The sequence below is a fragment of the Peiella sedimenti genome, assembly GCF_030504955.1.
GTDB classification, from domain to species: Bacteria; Pseudomonadota; Alphaproteobacteria; order Caulobacterales; family Caulobacteraceae; genus Brevundimonas; species Brevundimonas sedimenti.
Genome location: NZ_JAUKTR010000005.1, coordinates 1 through 14,988, shown reverse-complemented (window position 1 = coordinate 14,988; position 14,988 = coordinate 1). Strand labels below are relative to the sequence as shown.

The following is a 14,988-nucleotide window of genomic DNA, read 5'->3' as shown; positions in this document are numbered from 1 at the left end:
GTTCCCCTGCCCTCGACGCTTCAGCAAGGGGAGCCGCTTGTCCGACGTCATTCACGAGCCGCATCTGGAGCCGCCCGCCGACGCGGTGGCGTTCTTCGGCGACTCGCTGCGCCTGTTGCAGGAAAGCGGCGTACCCTTCCTGTTGTCGGGCACTTATGCGGTCAGCGCCTATACCGGCATCACGCGGCCGACCAAGGACCTGGACGTCTTCTGCAAGCCCGGCGACTACCCCAAGATCCTGGCCTGGTTCCAGGCGCGCGACTATCGCGTAGAGGTCGAGGATGAACGCTGGATCGCCAAGGTCTGGAAGGACGAGAAGCGCTTCTTCGACGTCATTTTCGCCATGTCGAACGGGACCATCTCAGTGTCGGACGACTGGTTCGGCGGCGAACGCATCCGGGTCTATGGCGTGGAGGTGGAGGTCACGACCCCCACAGCGTTGATCCTGTCCAAGGTCTTCATCCAGGACCGCTACCGCTATGACGGCGCAGACGTGAACCACGTCATCCTGAAGCAGTCCGACGCCATAGACTGGCGCGCCCTGCTGGCCCACATGGAGCTCTACTGGGAGGTGCTGCTGGCGCACCTGATCAACTTCCGCTTCGCCTACCCGACAGAGCGGGAACGCATTCCCCACTGGCTGATGGACGAGCTGATCGGCCGGTTGCAGGCCCAGGTGAACCTGCCGCCGCCGCGGATCAGGGTCTGCCGGGGCCGCCTGTTCAGCCCGCGGGACTACATCTGCGACATTACCGAGTTCGGCTTCAGCGACGTGGTGGGCAAAGGCTTGGAGGAAGCTCATGACCCCGTTGACTGAAGGCCAGACGCCACAGCCGGGTTTGGAGCACGGCCCGGCCCGAAAGCTCAGGGTGGCGGCCGTGGGCGACCTACACGTGACTGAAACTCAGACCGGCCCGCACCGGGACCTGTTCGCCCGCGCGCACGAGGCCGCCGACGTGCTGTGCCTGTGCGGAGACCTGGTCAACTTCGGCAAGACCCGTGAGGTGGAAATCCTGCTTGAGGACATCCACGCCTGCTCGATCCCGGTGGTGGGGGTGCTGGGCAACCACGAGCACGAGTGCGGTCAGCCGGATGAGGTTGAAAGGCTCCTCTCCCAGGCGGGCGTCAAGCTGCTGGGCGACGGCCGCGCCTATGAGATCGAGGGCGTCGGCTTCGCCGGCGGCAAGGGCTTTATCGGCGGCTTCGGACGCTACATGCTCAGCTCTTTCGGAGAGGCCTCAATCAAGGCCTTCGTGCAGGAGGCGGTGGAGGACGCCAACCACGTCGAGACCTCGATCCGCTCTCTGCGCACCGAACGCAGCGTGGTGGTGCTGCATTACGCCCCGGTGGTGGACACGGTGATCGGGGAGCCGCCCGAGATACATGCCTTCCTGGGCTCATCGCGACTGGCGGAAGTCATCGACCGCTACGAAAACGTCAGCCTGGTAGTGCACGGCCATGCGCATCGCGGGGCGCCCGAAGGCAAGACGAAGGGCGGCGTGCCGGTCTTCAACGTCTCGCTGCCCGTGCTCAAGCAACTGGGGCCGACGCCCTATCGCGTCTTCGAAGTCTGAGTCCGACTACGTCCGCTGCGCCGGCGTTTGGTTCTCGGGTCCTTGGCGGGGCGGTTGAGCGAGGCGAGGGCGGCGAAAGGGGAATCCGGACGCACGGTCGCGAGCTTGCCGCTCGGCTTCGCACCAGGTCTCGCGCGGCGCAGGGCCCCAGCGATCTGGCGGGCCTGCTCCTCGCTCCAGCCGAGTTCGGCCAATAGGGCGGCCGGAAAAGGTTCGCCCCTCTTCAGTCCCCGCCGGGCCTCGGCGAAGCGCTCCAACTGCAGCACGGGCACAGCGAAAGGGCCGGTGGGGACCAGGCCGCTCGCGGCCAACACCTCGGGTTGGGGCGCGTCGCCTTCGGGAAGGGCTGCTAGCCGGCCGGGGCGGGGCCGCCAGCCCGGCAGACGCGCCGAAGCGTAGGCGCCGAGCATGGCCCGCGCCTTTTTGGCTGACAGGGGCGGCAGCCACACGGCGTGCGCTCCGATGCGCAGGGACAGCTCGCGCAGGGTGCGGCGTTCCACCTTGGACAGTTGCGTGATCTCGGCCTCGACCTCGGCGCGGGGCAGCAGGCCCCAGGCTTCGCTGACCCGCCAGGCGACGCCGCGCGCCAGACCCTTGAGCCGTCCGTCGGTGAGGGCTTCGTCCAGCCGGCGTAACACCGCCAGCCACCGTCCCGCCTCGGCAGCCAGCCAGGCTTCGATGCGGCGGGCGGCGCGCTCGCGCGCGGCCTCCGGACCAAGCTCGCCCAGCAGGCGCACGCGCGGCGCGAAGGGGCGGGCCGCGGGGGTCAGCACGGCCACGGCCGCGCCGCGCCACAACACCTGAGCGTCCGGCGTGAGGGCGAAGGCGGAGTCCTCGTCGGCGGCCAGGGCGCCCAGGCGGCGCGCCACCTCAGGCTCGACCGCGCGCCGGGCCGCGGCGCGGAGGGTGCGCCCCTCCACGGTGGCGGAGTCGGCGCGCTCGGAGGTGAAGGCGAGCCCTTTCAGCTCGCCGACCGCGTGACCCTCGACCGTAACCTGACCCTCGGCGGACACGTCGGCGTTGAGACTGTCGTCCTGGAGAGCGCGCATCAGGACTGATGTGCGGCGATCGACGAAGCGCGCCGTCAGCTTGTCGTGGAGGGCGTCCGACAGCCGGTCCTCGAGCGCCCGGGTGCGCTCGCGCCAGTGCTCGGGCCGCTCGACCCAACGCGAGCGATTGGCGATGTAGCTGAGGGTGCGCACGCCCGCGAGGCGCTGGGACAGCTGGTCGATCTCGCCGTCGGTGCGGTCGAGCGCGTCGTGACGCCGGGCGATCCAGTCCTCCGGCAGGCGGCCGGAGCGGCCGATGCGGGCCTCGAACACCTGGCGCACGAGCGAGGCGTGGTCGGCGGCGGCGCGCTTCTGGAAGTCGGGCAGACGGCAGGCGTCCCACAGCAGCTCGACGCGGGCGGGGCCGCGCGCGGCTTCAGCCACCTCGGGATCTTCGGCCAGGATGTTCAGCACCGCCTCGTCCATGGCCAGGGGCGCCAGACTGAGCGCGGGGTGCGGCGGCGCAGCCGTCAGGCTGGCCCTCAGCGCGCGCAGACTGGCCAAGTCGAGGCGCGCGTTCCGCCAGACGGCGCGCTCCACAGGCGGGAAGTGGTGCGCCTCGACCGCGTCGATCAGGTCTTCGTCCAGCTCGGCGGCGTCGCCGGTGACCCCGAAGGTCCCGTCGCGCATGTAGCGGCCCGCGCGCCCGGCGATCTGGGCCGTCTCCTGGGGCGTCAGGTAGCGCACGCGGCGCCCGTCGAACTTCCGCAAGGCGGCGAAGGCCACATGGTCCACGTCCATGTTCAGGCCCATGCCGATGGCGTCGGTGGCGACCAGGAAGTCCACCTCGCCCGACTGGTATAGATCGACCTGAGCGTTGCGCGTGCGGGGGCTGAGCGCGCCCATGACCACGGCGGCCCCGCCCCTCTGGCGCCTCAGCAGCTCGGCGATGGCGTAGACCTGATCCGCCGAGAAGGCGACCACGGCGGTGCGCTTGGGCAGTCGAGTGATCTTCTTGGAACCGGCATAGGTCAGCACCGACAGGCGGTCGCGCCCGGTAATCTCGACCCCGGGGATCAGGCGGCGCAGCAGGGGCGCCATGGCGGACGAGCCCAGGAACATGGTCTCGGCCTCGCCGCGCGCGTTCAGCAGCCGGTGGGTGAAGACGTGGCCGCGCTCGGGGTCCTGGGCCAGCTGGATCTCGTCGACGGCCAAAAACTCCACCCGCTGTGACAGGGGCATGGCCTCGACCGTGCAGACAAAGTGGGTGGCGCGTGGCGGGACGATCTTCTCCTCGCCCGTGATCAGAGCCACAGAGCGCCGGCCGCGCAGGCGCACGACCCGCTCGTAGACCTCGCGCGCCAGCAGACGCAGCGGCAGACCGATCATGCCTGAGGCGTGGGCCGCCATGCGCTCGACGGCCAGGTGGGTCTTGCCCGTATTGGTGGGGCCCAGAACCGCCACGACGCGCGGCGGAGCAAGGCCGCTCGGCCGGTCGCTCATGATGAGGAAAGATGGCGAGCCGACGCCGGTTCCTCAAGCGCCGCCGTTCGTACAGCGGGTGAAGGGGAAGCCGGCCCAGTCCAGCGTGCCTGCGGCGGGATCGATAGTCAGCAGCTGTGGCGGCTCCGCCTCATTGACCACGGCGCCGAAAAGGCCCGGCGCCGCCGGCCGCAGCGCCGCGCGCCATGCGCCCATCCGGCCATGAAGGGCGTCGCCTTCCAGCGTCAGCCGCATCTCGCCGAACCAGGGGCTGCACCAGCCCCCGGCGTACGCAGCTAGGGTCTGCGCGTCCGGGCTCCAAGTCCAGCCTTGCCACGAGGGATCCTCGAGGCCCTGTTGCAGGCGGGTGCGCCGACCTTCGCCCGCCTGGGCGGCGCGGCGGGCGAATTCGTTGCGGAACGCCTCGGGGCCCAGCGTCTGAACGAGGGCTCCCAGCGCCTGATCCATGAAAGCGTCGGCCAGGGATTGGGCCAGCCAGCCGGCGCCGGCCTCGCCGTTGACCATGACCAGAACGCCTATACCGGTCTCAGGCGCAACGATCAGTGCCGAGCGGACGCCGGGATAGCCGCCGGCGGTGGCCAGCACCCGCGTTTCGCCCCGACGGCACAGGTACCAGCCGAGGCGATAGGCGTGGCATTGGGAGCCGCCGATGGCCAGCTCGACAGGTACGGCGCCGTCCTCGACCCAGCCCGCACCCATGTGGGCCAGCATCCAGCTGGCGCCGTCGCGCGCTGACAAGCCCAGGCCTCCTGCGGCGTTCATCAGCTGGGGATCATCATAGGGCCAGGCGATCTGGCGCTCGCCGTCCCACACATGCCCGGACGCCATGCGGGCGGCTGTGGTCGGCGAGGCGCCGGAGTCCTCAAGGCCAAGCGGTTGGATGATCTCCGTCTCCAGCCAGTCGATCCAGCTGTGGCCCGTGCGGCGCTCCAGTCCGGCCGCCCAAAGGATGTAGCCGAGGTTGGCGTAACCAAAGCCCGGTTCTCGGGCCTCGGTCGCCTGGTCCAGCAGGCGCAGGGCGGCGTCGGGCTCGGGCGGACTGACGAAGAAGGCGCGCAGGGTCATGGGTCCAGAAGCCAGGGGGGCCGTGTGGTCCAGAAGGTCGCGGTTGGTCACCACCGTCAGATTGACCCCATCGACGGCGGCCTCTGGCCACACCTCGGCCAAGGCCAACCCATCGGGGAAGGTGGCCTGCACCGCCGGCCGGCGTGACAGGGCCGCAGTGAAGGTCTTGGCCAGCGATGCGACCGGGAAGGGCGTCGCCGCATCGGCCGCAACGCCGGATCGGGCTTCGCCTTCCACCCAGACCATCGGCGGTGCGCCTTCTCGGACCATGACGACGGCAAGAGCCGGCGGCGCCCCGGGCGCCTGACGCGTGGCCTGGGCCAGCTCAAGCGTATGGGCGGCGGCGGCCTCGAACCTGGTCTCAGCGACGGGCTGGGCGGCGGCGGGCGTGGCGAGGGCAGCCAGCAGGATCAGGGCGGCTTTCATGCCGCGCAGCTAACCCGCCATGCGGCCGCGTGGGCGATAGACCGATCCGGCGAAAAGGCTTCAGCCGCCCAGCCCCGTATCGCAGGCCGCCATGTCGCCGGACTGATAGCCGCGGCGCAGCCACTGCATCCGCTGTTCGGACGAGCCGTGGGTGAAGCTCTCGGGCGAGACCGAGCCGCCGCGGCCCTGCAGGGCGTCGTCGCCCACGGCGGCGGCGGCGTTCATCCCCTCTTCGATATCTCCGGCCTCCAGCGCCACCTCTCCGCCGGAGACGCGCGCGGCGTTGGCGGCCCACACGCCGGCGTAGCAGTCGGCCTGAAGCTCAAGAGCCACCGAATACTGGTTCGCCTCGGCCTGGCTGCGGGCAGCCTGTTGCGCGCGCTGCATCTGGGCGCTGGCGCCGGTCAGGGTCTGGACGTGGTGGCCGATCTCGTGCGCGATGACATAGGCCTGGGCGAAGTCGCCGCGCGCGCCCAACTGGTTCGCCATCACGTCCCAGAAGGTCAAGTCGAGGTACACCTTTTGATCCGCCGGACAGTAGAAGGGGCCCATGGCCGCCTGGCCGAAGCCGCAGCCTGTGCCGGTCCCGCCAGTGTAGAGCACGACGGCGGCCGGCGGACGCCAGGTCCCGCCGTTGCGGGCGAACTGCTGTTCCCAGACCTGGGCGGCGTTGGTCTCAATGACGTCGACGAACTGGGCGGCCTGATCAGAAGGCGTGCCGCGCTCGCCCTCCTGCTGGCTCGCCGCGCCGAGGCTGGAGGCGACCTGGGTCGTGGTCGACGGGTCGATGCCGAAAAAGACGTAGCCGATGAGCCCAAGGATCGCGAGGCCGATGCCGCCGCCGCCCACGGCCGCGCCCATGCCGCGCCGGTCTTCGATGTTGCCGCCGCGCCGTCCGCCCTGCCACCGCATCCTGGCCTCCCTGAGATGTTCCGAGGAAGCCTAACGCAGAACGGCGGCGCTTGCTCCCTTGCGCCTAGGCGGCCGGAAGCTCGACCCAGAAGGCGCAGCCCTGGCCCTCTGCGCTATCGACGCCGATGCGGCCGTTCTGCAGTTCGGTCAGGCGGCGCGCCAGGGCCAGGCCGATGCCGTGTCCTTCCACCTTGGACCGCTCCATGCCCAGCCGGTTGAAGGGCTCGTAGAGCAGGGCCTGTTTCTCAGGGCTGAGGCCCGGTCCCCTGTCTGCGACGATGATCCGAACCACGTCCACCGCCGGGCGCTCGATAGCGAAGCGCACCTCGCCCCCAGAGGCGCCGTACTTCACGGCGTTGGAGGCCAGATTGGCCAGCACCTGATGCAGGCGCACGGAATCGGCCATCACCGTGACGGCCTCGTCCATGGGCGGGACGATCCATTGAAGGCCGCGCGCCTCGGGCGTCAGGGCCACGGCGCCGCGCACGTCCTCGATCAGGGCGCCCACGTCCACCGGCTTGAGGTTGACGCGCACCGTGCCCGCCTCGGCATGGGCCACGTCCAGAAGGTCCTTGGCGAAGTTCTCAATCTGCCTCGCCGTGCGCACGAGCATCTCGGACATGTCCTTCTGCTCGGCCGAGACGAGGCCGAGCTTGCCCGAGCCCCACAGTTCGCCGATGCCGATGACGCCGGCGATGGGGCTCTTGATCTCGTGGGCCACATTGGCCAGCAGGCGCGACTTGCTGTCGCTGGCGCGCTCGGCGCGCAGCTGACCGGCGCGAGCCTGGCGGGCGAGTTCGTCGCGTTCCTCGAGCAACGCCGCCACCCAGAGCGCGGGCAGACAGCCAGTCAGGACGAAAAGCTGCGCCAGTTGAACAGTTGTGAGCAGGCTGAGGCCGTAAACATGCAGCGGCCCCTGTCCCGCTCGCGTGAGCAGGATGCTTATGGCCGCAACCAGAACCAGCGCGGCGGCGGCGCCGGCGACGCGGGCGCGGGACGCCACCAAGATCATCAACGGCAGGATCAGGAAGGATCCGGGGGCCTTCTCGTTGGTGAACACAAGGGTCGCCACTGCGCCCACAAGGCCCAGCGCCAGCAGATGCTGCGCCATCACCCGCCACTGCAGCCCCGCCTTCAGATAGCGGCTGCCGGCGATCATGAAGGGCGGCACCACGGCGAAACTCAGCGCATGACCCAGCCACCAGGTCTGGAACATGGGCCAGAGTTCGCCCCGGCCAAGGTTGCTGAGGATTACGGCCGCCACGCCGGCGCCGAGGGCGGGGGCGATCACGGCCGAGGCCAGCAGGAAGCGGCCGAGGCCCTTGACGGTCTGGACCCTCATGCGCGGGGCGAACCGCCGCACAAGGAATACGGCCGCCGTCACTTCCAGCATGTTGGCGCAGGTGAACATGAAGGCCAGCGGCGCCGGGTTGCCCGCGAGCAGATTGCCCGTCAGGAAGGCGGCGCCCAGCATGGCGCCGTAGCAGATGTTCGCCGCCGGGCGGCGCGGGGCCAGCATCCAGCCGCCCGCAGCGGTGCCGCCGGCCAGCCACAGGGCCGCCACCAGGCCGGCGGAGCGGCTGGTGGCCAGGGCCGCGATCACCATCAGGCACACTACCGCGCCCAGCAGCATGGGCGCCGCCAGCATCCGGGGATCGGTCGTGAAACCGGCGGCCGAGGCGGGCCGGCGAGGGGCGGCGGCAGAGGTCGGCATGGTGGTTGAGCGCATCAACGGCCTCAGACAATTCGCCCGAGTTCAACCACAAGGTTCCGAAAGTCTGGTTAAAGCCTCCGAGGGGACGCCGGGCGCTAGAGGTCGCTGGGCGCCGCGGTAACGCGCGGATCCAGAGCCAGACCGGCGCCCAGTCGCGCGCCGGCCCATCCCGGCAGCGCCACGGCCAGCAGCATGAGCACCGCGAGCCAGAGCGGATGGGGCAGCATGAACAGGTTGGCGATCGTCGCCAGCAGCACCAGCGCCGTAGAGCCCAGGCCGACCCGCCAGTCCCAGCCGATCCGCGCGCCCACATAGCCGCCAACGGCGGTGGCCAGGGCGTAGATCAGCGGAATGCTGAGCTTGCCCAACAGGGGCATGCGGCTGATGAACTCGCGCATGGCTTCCCGGTCCGTGGGATCGATGGCGGGCGGCGCCCACACGTAGTGGCTGACCAGCTGCATCAGCCAGATCAGCACGAACGCCGTCACCGCGCCCGCCAGGACGCCCCCGATCATGCGGCCCATGGATGCTTCCCTCCCCAGTCCCCAAACCGATCATTGAGGTTGGATTAGGCCGCGTCAACGGCTGGCGCCGCGGCCTGCGTCTGGTTAGGATTCGCACGCAGCAGTCAGGAGCAGACGTATGGGGGCGGCCCTCATTCTGGAGCACGTCGGGAAGCGCTACGGCGCGTTCCAGGCGGTCAAGGATCTGAGCTTCGAGGTTCAGAAGGGGGAAATCTGCGGGTTTCTCGGTCCCAATGGCGCGGGCAAGACCTCGACCATCCGCATGATCCTGGGCCTCACCAACCTGGACGAGGGGCGCATCAGCATCCTGGGCGCGCGGGACGGCCGACGTGTGCGCGACCGGCTGGGCTTTCTTCCGGAAGAGCGCGGCCTCTACAAGAAGATGACGCCCGTCGACGCCATCGCCTATTTCGGCGCGCTGAAGGGCCTGTCCATGGCCGAGGGTCGCAAGCGCGCCCGGGGACTGCTGGAGCGTCAGGGGCTGTCCGAGTCCGCCAACAAGCCGCTCAAGGCCCTGTCCAAGGGCATGGCGCAGAAGGTCCAGCTGGCCGCCGCGGTGGTGCATGAACCCGAGTTCGTCATCCTGGACGAGCCCTTTTCGGGCCTCGACCCCGTCAACCAGCAGGGGCTGGAGGCGCTGATCCGCGATCTGGCCAGGGGCGGCGCCACGGTGCTGTTCTCGACCCACGTCATGCAGCACGCCGAGCGCTTGTGTGACCGCGTCGTCCTGCTGGCCAAGGGCCAGAAGGCTTTCGAGGGGACCGTGCGCGAGGCGCGCGCGAGCGTGCCCCGCACGCTGGAGATGGAGGGGCCCGCCCTGGACGCGGCCGCGCTTGCGGCCCTGCCCGGGGTCATTGAGGTGGAGGCTTCGCCGGAGCCCGAGCCGGGCGTTCGCGCCTTCCGCATCAGCCTGGCCCCTGGCGCCGCCACCGCCGAGGTGCTGAAGGCGGCTTTCGGCCGGGGCTTCGAGATCAGCCGCTTCGACGTGCGCGAGGCCAGCCTGCACGACGCCTTCATCCGCCTGACCGGCATTGAGGCAGAAACCGGCCAGGAGGCCGCCCGATGAGACGCACTTTTCTGATCGCACGGCGTGAGTATATGGCCTACGCCCGCACCGTGGGCTTCTGGCTGTCGCTGCTGGCCCTGCCGTTGTTCGGCGTGCTGGGCGCCTTCATCCCCGTTCTCATGGAGCGGGCCGAGCCCACCCGCGAGGTCGTGATCGTCGATCTGACCGCCGCGCCGCAGGACGGGCTGGTGGCGCCTGGCGTCGCCATCGTGCAGGAGATCGCTCGCGCGGACCGGCAGGCCGAGATCGACGCGCTGGCGCGGGCCGCCCGCGGCGCCGCAGGGCTCCAGGCGGCGGATCAGGTGCGGGCCGTGGCCGAGCGCGACGGACTTGAGGCCGGGCGCGCCGAGCTGACCCGGGCGGCCCCCGTCGCCGCTCAGGGCTTCACACCGCCCAGGCCCTCGCTCGTCGTGCGCGGCACGCCGCCGGAGTTGGCGCGGGCGCAGGACGTGGCGGCGGCCGAGGCCGCAGCCCGCCCGCTGCTTTCGGGCGAGAATCCGCGCTTCGACGGCGTCGTGTTGCTGACCGGCGAGGCCGCCGAGCCCCAGGCGCGCGTCTGGGCGGCCAAGGCCGATGATCGCACGATCCAGAATCGGGTGCGCGAGGCTTTGCGCGAGCAGCGCCGCACCAACGCTCTCATCGCGGCCGGCGTCCAGCCCGAAACCCTGCGCAGGTTGGAGTCCGAACGCCCCGAGGTGCAGATGTTCTCGCCCAACGCCCGCTCCGGCGGCGAGGTGTCCATGGCCGACCGCATGCCGGGCCTTGTCGGGTTCCTGCTGGGCCTGATCCTGTGGTCGGCGGTGGTGACCGGCGCCTCGATCCTGCTGAACAGCGTCATGGAGGAAAAGGCCAACCGGGTTCTGGAGATCTTGCTGTCCTCGGCCAGCCCGGCCGAGGTGCTGACCGGCAAGGTCCTGGGCGTGGCGGCGATCACGCTTACCGTGCTGGTCGTGTGGGGCGGGTTCGCCGCCGCGGGTCTGGGCTTCGCGGGCCAGGCGCTGCCGTCGGTGGCGCAGGGCTTCCAGGCGGCCCTGGGCGGTCTGCTCGAGGGTGGCGCGGTGTTCTGGCTGATCGCCTACTTCATCGGCGGGTATCTGATGTACGCGGTCATTTTCGCGGCCATCGGCGCCTTCTGCGAAACGCCGCGGGACGCCCAGTCCCTGGTGGGCCCGATCATGATGATCCTGATCGTGCCGATCTTCACCATGCAGATGGCGGTCCGGAACCCGGACCTGATGGCGGTCAAGGCGCTGTCCTGGGTGCCTTTCTTCACGCCGTTCCTGATGACGGCGCGGATCAACAGCCAGCCCCCGTTGATCGAGTTGGTTGGGACCCTGGCGGTCATGGTCGCCATGGTGGTGCTGATGATCTGGCTGGCGGGCAAGGCGTTCCGGGCCGGGGCCCTGTCCACGGCCAAGGCTGACTGGAAGACTCTGCTGCGGCTGGGCCGGGCCTAGCGGCCCAAAGGAAAAGGCCGCGCTGGATCGCCAGCGCGGCCTCAAATCCTTGTGCAGTTCGGCGAAGCCTAGCGGCGCGCGGTCTTCGGCTTGGCGGCCGGCAGCAGGCCTTCGCGCTGCATGCGCTTGCGGGCCAGCTTGCGGGCGCGGCGCACGGCCTCGGCCTTCTGGCGGGCGCGCTTTTCCGACGGCTTTTCGTAGTGCACGTGGCGCTTCATCTCGCGGAAGCTGCCTTCGCGCTGCATCTTCTTCTTCAGGGCTTTCAGCGCCTGATCGACGTTGTTGTCGCGAACGAAAATCTGAACCAGGGTCGTCTCTCCTTGAAGTCCACCCGCCGCGCGTCCCTGCACACCGGAGGAGCGGGCGAACAGCAATCCTTTCCACGCGGAAGCGGCTCCCGCGCGTGAAGGGCGTGGCGATACACCAAGGCCCTTCGCCTGTCCAGACGTGGCGCGGTCCACAAAGGCGGCGTATCTTCTCGGCATGAGCCCTGACGCATCCGCGCAACGCCCGCCCCAGGATCAGTGGGCCGCCGACCGCGAGCAGGCGATCCTGGATCAGGCCCTCAGCCGCGTCGGCGTGCTGGGCTGGACGCGTCGCGCCGTTCACGCGGCGGCCCGGGCGGCCGAGGTGTCGATCCCGGACGCCGACCTGCTCATGCCGTCGGGCCCCCGGGATCTGGCGGCCCTGTATTCGCGGCGCCTGGACGCCCGGATGATGGCGCGTCTGGAGGCCATCGACGCCGGCGCCCTCAAGATCCGCGAGCGCATCGCCACCGGCGTGCGGGCCCGGCTGGAGGCGGGGGCCGAGCATCTGGAGGCCACGCGCCGCTGCGCCGGCTTCCTGTCCCTGCCCATGCACGCCCCTCTGGGCCTCAGGCTGGCCTGGGAGACCGCCGACCTGATCTGGCGCTGGGCGGGGGATAGGGCCACGGACGAGAACCACTATTCCAAGCGCGCCATCCTGTCGGGCATCCTGATCCCGGCCCAGACGATCCGCTGGTTCGACGGCCCCGAAGCGGCCGAACGCTTCGTAGCCGCCCGCATCGAGAACGTCATGGCCTTCGAGAAGTGGAAGGCCGGCAAGGACTTCGGCGCGCCCCTGCGCCAGGCCGCCGAGACCCTGGCCAGGGTGCGCTATGGAGCGCGGGCGGGGTGAGCGCCTCAAGCGGCCTGCCGGGCGGCACGGTGCATGACCTGCCCGTGGACCTGCGCGACGCCATCCGCGCCGAACCGGCCGCGCATGCGACCTGGGACGACATCACGCCGCTGGCCCGCAACGAGTGGATCTGCTGGGTCACCTCCCCGAAGAAGCCGGAAACGCGGGTCAAGCGCATCGCCTGGGGCGTCGAGAACCTGCGCGACGGCAAGCGCCGCCCCTGCTGCTGGCCGGGCTGTCCGCACCGGTAGAAGCTAGGCGTCCGAAGGGTCGGGCCCGGCGCTGTCTGACGGCTCGTCCGTCTTCTGGTGCAACTCGCGCTTCACGCGCTCGGCCAGAGTCTTGATGTCGAGCGGCTTGGGCAGGAAGGACACGTTCGCCTCGCCCTCCAGCAGGTCCGAGAACTCGGCCTCGGCATAGCCCGAGATGAACATCACCGGCGCATCGCCCAGATACTGGCGCGCCTTGCGCAGCAGGCTGGGGCCGTCGAGGCCGGGCATGATCACGTCTGAAATCAGCATGTCGATGCGCCCGGCGTTCTCCTCGGCCAGGATGAGGGCCTCCTCGCCGTCGGCGGCCTCGATCACCTCATAGCCGCGGGCGCGCAGCAGCTTGGCGGCGATCCCGCGCACGGCGGCCTCGTCCTCCACGAACAGGATGCGCCCGGCGCCCGACAGGTCGCGCGGAGCGGAGGTCCGGGGCTTGGCTTCCACTGGGGCGGCCGCGGTCTCGGGCGCGGCGGCGGGCAGGAAGATGCGGAAGGCCGCGCCGCCCTCGGGGCGGTTGTGCACCGTCAGATGGCCGCCCGCCTGCTCGACGATGCCGTAGACCGTGGCCAGACCCATGCCGGTGCCCTCGCCCACCGGCTTGGTGGTGAAGAAGGGCTCGAAGATCTTCTGCAGCAGGTGATCCGGAATGCCGGGGCCGTTGTCGGCCACCTCGACCACCGCCACCTCGCCGGCGGCGGGCGCGCCGGACCAGCCCTGGGCCCGGGCCTGATCGGCCGAGAGGCGCTGGGTCGTGATGAAGAGGGTGGGCCGCCGCTCGCCGGGCATGTCCTTCATGGCGTCGCGGGCGTTGACGGCCAGGTTCATCACCGCCGTCTCCAGCTGGCTGCGGTCGGCCAGAACGGCGGGCAGGTCGCGGCCGTAGTCGGTGACCAGACTGACGTCCTCGCGCAGCAGGCGGCGAAGCAGGACCTCCAGCTCGGAGATGCGCTCGCCCAGGTCCAGCCGCTCGCGCTGGACGGTCTGCTTGCGCGAGAAGGCCAGCAGCTTCTTCACCAGGTCGGCGGCGCGCAGAGAGGTCTGGCGGATCTGGTTCAGGCCCTCGTAGGAGGGATCGCCCACGGGGTGGCGCTGCTGCAGCAGGTCCAGCTCCATGACGATGGCCGTGAGCAGGTTGTTGAAGTCGTGGGCGACGCCCCCGGCCAGCTGGCCGATGGCCTGCATCTTCTGGGCCTGGAACAGCTCGACCTGCATGGCCTTCTGGTCGGAGATGTCGAACAGCCAGACGCGGGCGCCCTCGCCCTCCGGCGCCACGTAGAGGTGAAGCGTGCGCGGCGGCGACTGCAGGGTCCGCAGCTCGAAGGGGCCGCCCGCGCCCTGGGCGGCGCGCTGGCGGATCTCGTCGAGGCCCGCCGCCTCGATCAGATCGGACAGGCGTGCGCCGGGCCTGGCCTTTGGCCCCAGCACCACGGGCAGGGCGGCGTTGGTCTCGGTGAGGGGCGCGTCGAAAAGATCGCCCGAGGCGATCACCGCCGAGCCGAAGGGCGCGCCCGCGGCGGCGGCGGCCGAGCGCGGGTCGGGCGCGCGAGCGGCGGCCACGGGGCGGGCGGCGCTCACCTCGGGGGCCAGCACCTCCTCCGGCGCGGGGCGCACGAGGAACCGGTCGGGGCCGCAGGGGGTCAGCATCAGCTCGACCTTGCCCTGGCCGAGCGCGACGAGGGCGCGGCCGGCCTGCCCCTTGCGGGCCTCGGCGAAGGCCACGTAGAGCGCCGAGGCGTCGGCGCCGCGGGGCAGGGCCCAGGGGGAGCCGCCGATCTCGCCCCAGGCGGTGTTCGCGGCCAGGATGCGGCCGTCCGCCGAGGCTATGGCGGCCGGCTCGATCAGGGCGTCGATCCAGTCGGCCAGGCTGGCCAGCTCCTTGGGCGCCTGCTCGCGGCGGGCCAGGGCGAAGACCCCCAGGAGGGCCATGGTGGCGATGCCGACCAGCAGGACCAGGCCGGGCGCGCTGCCCGGATCGAATCTCAGCGCCGCATAGGCCGAGCAGGCCGTGGCGGTGACGAAGAAGGCGGTGCCGACCGTCATCCAGAAGTCGAAGCGGAAGCCTCTTGCGGCCGCTGGGGGGGCGTCGTGCGCCTGGGCGTCGGTCATGGCCGCGGCTCCTGCGGCGCTCCGCTGACGGAGCGAATCACCCGGGGATCATACGACGGGCGGGTGAGTGAGGGGTTAGTGAAGAGTGGCGGGCGCCGGGTGGCGAGGCATGAAGAAGCGCTCCACGGCCGTGGGCCTGGAGTTAGGATGGAGAGGCGGCGGAGCGCCGGGCCTTCGCCCGGTGGTCTCGTTATAGGTGGTACCGGGTTCGGCTGGGGCCGCCGC

General features: G+C 70.6%; 13 protein-coding genes. 6 read left to right on the top strand and 7 right to left on the bottom strand.

The features are described 5' to 3' along the window. The first annotated feature begins 37 nt into the window (after nucleotides 1-37). Both Q0812_RS11340 and Q0812_RS11335 read left to right on the top strand, forming a co-directional pair. A complete protein-coding gene (locus tag Q0812_RS11340) occupies nucleotides 38-817 on the top strand; it encodes a nucleotidyltransferase family protein (protein ID WP_302110452.1) in 780 nt (259 codons plus the stop codon). Further along, nucleotides 801-1,574 (top strand): metallophosphoesterase family protein, encoded by a 774-nt coding sequence (locus tag Q0812_RS11335; protein ID WP_302110451.1) that lies wholly within the window; start codon nucleotides 801-803, stop codon nucleotides 1,572-1,574. Before Q0812_RS11340 ends, Q0812_RS11335 begins: the two co-directional genes overlap by 17 nt. Here the strand turns inward: Q0812_RS11335 and Q0812_RS11330 are convergent. From Q0812_RS11330 to Q0812_RS11310, 5 genes are all read right to left on the bottom strand, one after another. Beyond that, the gene (locus Q0812_RS11330; RefSeq protein WP_302110450.1) at nucleotides 1,553-4,066 is read right to left on the bottom strand and encodes a helicase-related protein; all 2,514 of its coding nucleotides are present in this window, start codon (nucleotides 4,064-4,066) and stop codon (nucleotides 1,553-1,555) included. The two genes, Q0812_RS11335 and Q0812_RS11330, sit on opposite strands and share 22 nt — an antisense overlap. Nucleotides 4,067-4,099: 33 nt before the next feature. Next, complete coding sequence (locus Q0812_RS11325; RefSeq protein ID WP_302110449.1) at nucleotides 4,100-5,557, bottom strand: serine hydrolase domain-containing protein; 1,458 nt, start codon at nucleotides 5,555-5,557, stop codon at nucleotides 4,100-4,102. A gap of 60 nt (nucleotides 5,558-5,617) precedes the next feature. Continuing rightward, entirely contained in the window at nucleotides 5,618-6,469 is an 852-nt protein-coding gene (gene ypfJ / locus Q0812_RS11320) for a KPN_02809 family neutral zinc metallopeptidase (RefSeq protein WP_302110448.1), read from the bottom strand. Nucleotides 6,470-6,533: 64 nt separating this feature from the next. Further along, nucleotides 6,534-8,198, bottom strand: coding sequence for a sensor histidine kinase (locus tag Q0812_RS11315; RefSeq protein ID WP_302110447.1), 1,665 nt, complete (start codon nucleotides 8,196-8,198; stop codon nucleotides 6,534-6,536). A gap of 80 nt (nucleotides 8,199-8,278) precedes the next feature. Further along, on the bottom strand, nucleotides 8,279-8,707 hold the full coding sequence (locus tag Q0812_RS11310) for a hypothetical protein (protein ID WP_302110446.1): 429 nt from the start codon (nucleotides 8,705-8,707) through the stop codon (nucleotides 8,279-8,281). Between the two features lie 118 nt (nucleotides 8,708-8,825). On the opposite strand from Q0812_RS11310, the gene Q0812_RS11305 reads away from it, so the two are divergent. Together Q0812_RS11305 and Q0812_RS11300 are read left to right on the top strand one after the other, a co-directional pair. After that, a complete protein-coding gene (locus Q0812_RS11305; RefSeq protein ID WP_302110445.1) occupies nucleotides 8,826-9,773 on the top strand; it encodes an ABC transporter ATP-binding protein in 948 nt (315 codons plus the stop codon). Next, the gene (locus Q0812_RS11300) at nucleotides 9,770-11,230 is read left to right on the top strand and encodes an ABC transporter permease (RefSeq protein ID WP_302110444.1); all 1,461 of its coding nucleotides are present in this window, start codon (nucleotides 9,770-9,772) and stop codon (nucleotides 11,228-11,230) included. The genes Q0812_RS11305 and Q0812_RS11300 overlap by 4 nt, the downstream gene beginning before the upstream one ends. A 68-nt stretch (nucleotides 11,231-11,298) precedes the next feature. Here Q0812_RS11300 and rpsU read toward each other — a convergent pair whose 3' ends face one another. After that, nucleotides 11,299-11,538, bottom strand: a complete 240-nt coding sequence (gene rpsU, locus Q0812_RS11295) for a 30S ribosomal protein S21 (protein WP_302110651.1) — start codon at nucleotides 11,536-11,538, stop codon at nucleotides 11,299-11,301. Between the two features lie 175 nt (nucleotides 11,539-11,713). On the opposite strand from rpsU, the gene Q0812_RS11290 reads away from it, so the two are divergent. Next, entirely contained in the window at nucleotides 11,714-12,388 is a 675-nt protein-coding gene (locus tag Q0812_RS11290; RefSeq protein WP_302110443.1) for a COQ9 family protein, read from the top strand. After that, nucleotides 12,385-12,639 (top strand): YdeI/OmpD-associated family protein, encoded by a 255-nt coding sequence (locus Q0812_RS11285; protein WP_302110442.1) that lies wholly within the window; start codon nucleotides 12,385-12,387, stop codon nucleotides 12,637-12,639. Before Q0812_RS11290 ends, Q0812_RS11285 begins: the two co-directional genes overlap by 4 nt. Before the next feature lie 3 nt (nucleotides 12,640-12,642). Here the strand turns inward: Q0812_RS11285 and cckA are convergent, their stop codons facing one another. Continuing rightward, the gene (gene cckA, locus Q0812_RS11280) at nucleotides 12,643-14,763 is read right to left on the bottom strand and encodes a cell cycle histidine kinase CckA (protein ID WP_302110441.1); all 2,121 of its coding nucleotides are present in this window, start codon (nucleotides 14,761-14,763) and stop codon (nucleotides 12,643-12,645) included. Nucleotides 14,764-14,988 lie beyond the last annotated feature (225 nt).

Excerpts from the sequence above, each read along its gene's own strand:
- cckA (WP_302110441.1), bottom strand. The coding sequence starts at position 14,763 with ATGACCGACGCCCAGGCGCACGACGCCCCCCCAGCGGCCGCAAGAGGC.
- Q0812_RS11325 (WP_302110449.1), bottom strand. The coding sequence starts at position 5,557 with ATGAAAGCCGCCCTGATCCTGCTGGCTGCCCTCGCCACGCCCGCCGCC.
- Q0812_RS11310 (WP_302110446.1), bottom strand. The coding sequence starts at position 8,707 with ATGGGCCGCATGATCGGGGGCGTCCTGGCGGGCGCGGTGACGGCGTTC.
- ypfJ (WP_302110448.1), bottom strand. The coding sequence starts at position 6,469 with ATGCGGTGGCAGGGCGGACGGCGCGGCGGCAACATCGAAGACCGGCGC.
- Q0812_RS11315 (WP_302110447.1), bottom strand. The coding sequence starts at position 8,198 with ATGCGCTCAACCACCATGCCGACCTCTGCCGCCGCCCCTCGCCGGCCC.
- Q0812_RS11335 (WP_302110451.1), top strand. The coding sequence starts at position 801 with ATGACCCCGTTGACTGAAGGCCAGACGCCACAGCCGGGTTTGGAGCAC.
- Q0812_RS11300 (WP_302110444.1), top strand. The coding sequence starts at position 9,770 with ATGAGACGCACTTTTCTGATCGCACGGCGTGAGTATATGGCCTACGCC.
- Q0812_RS11330 (WP_302110450.1), bottom strand. The coding sequence starts at position 4,066 with ATGAGCGACCGGCCGAGCGGCCTTGCTCCGCCGCGCGTCGTGGCGGTT.
- Q0812_RS11290 (WP_302110443.1), top strand. The coding sequence starts at position 11,714 with ATGAGCCCTGACGCATCCGCGCAACGCCCGCCCCAGGATCAGTGGGCC.
- Q0812_RS11305 (WP_302110445.1), top strand. The coding sequence starts at position 8,826 with ATGGGGGCGGCCCTCATTCTGGAGCACGTCGGGAAGCGCTACGGCGCG.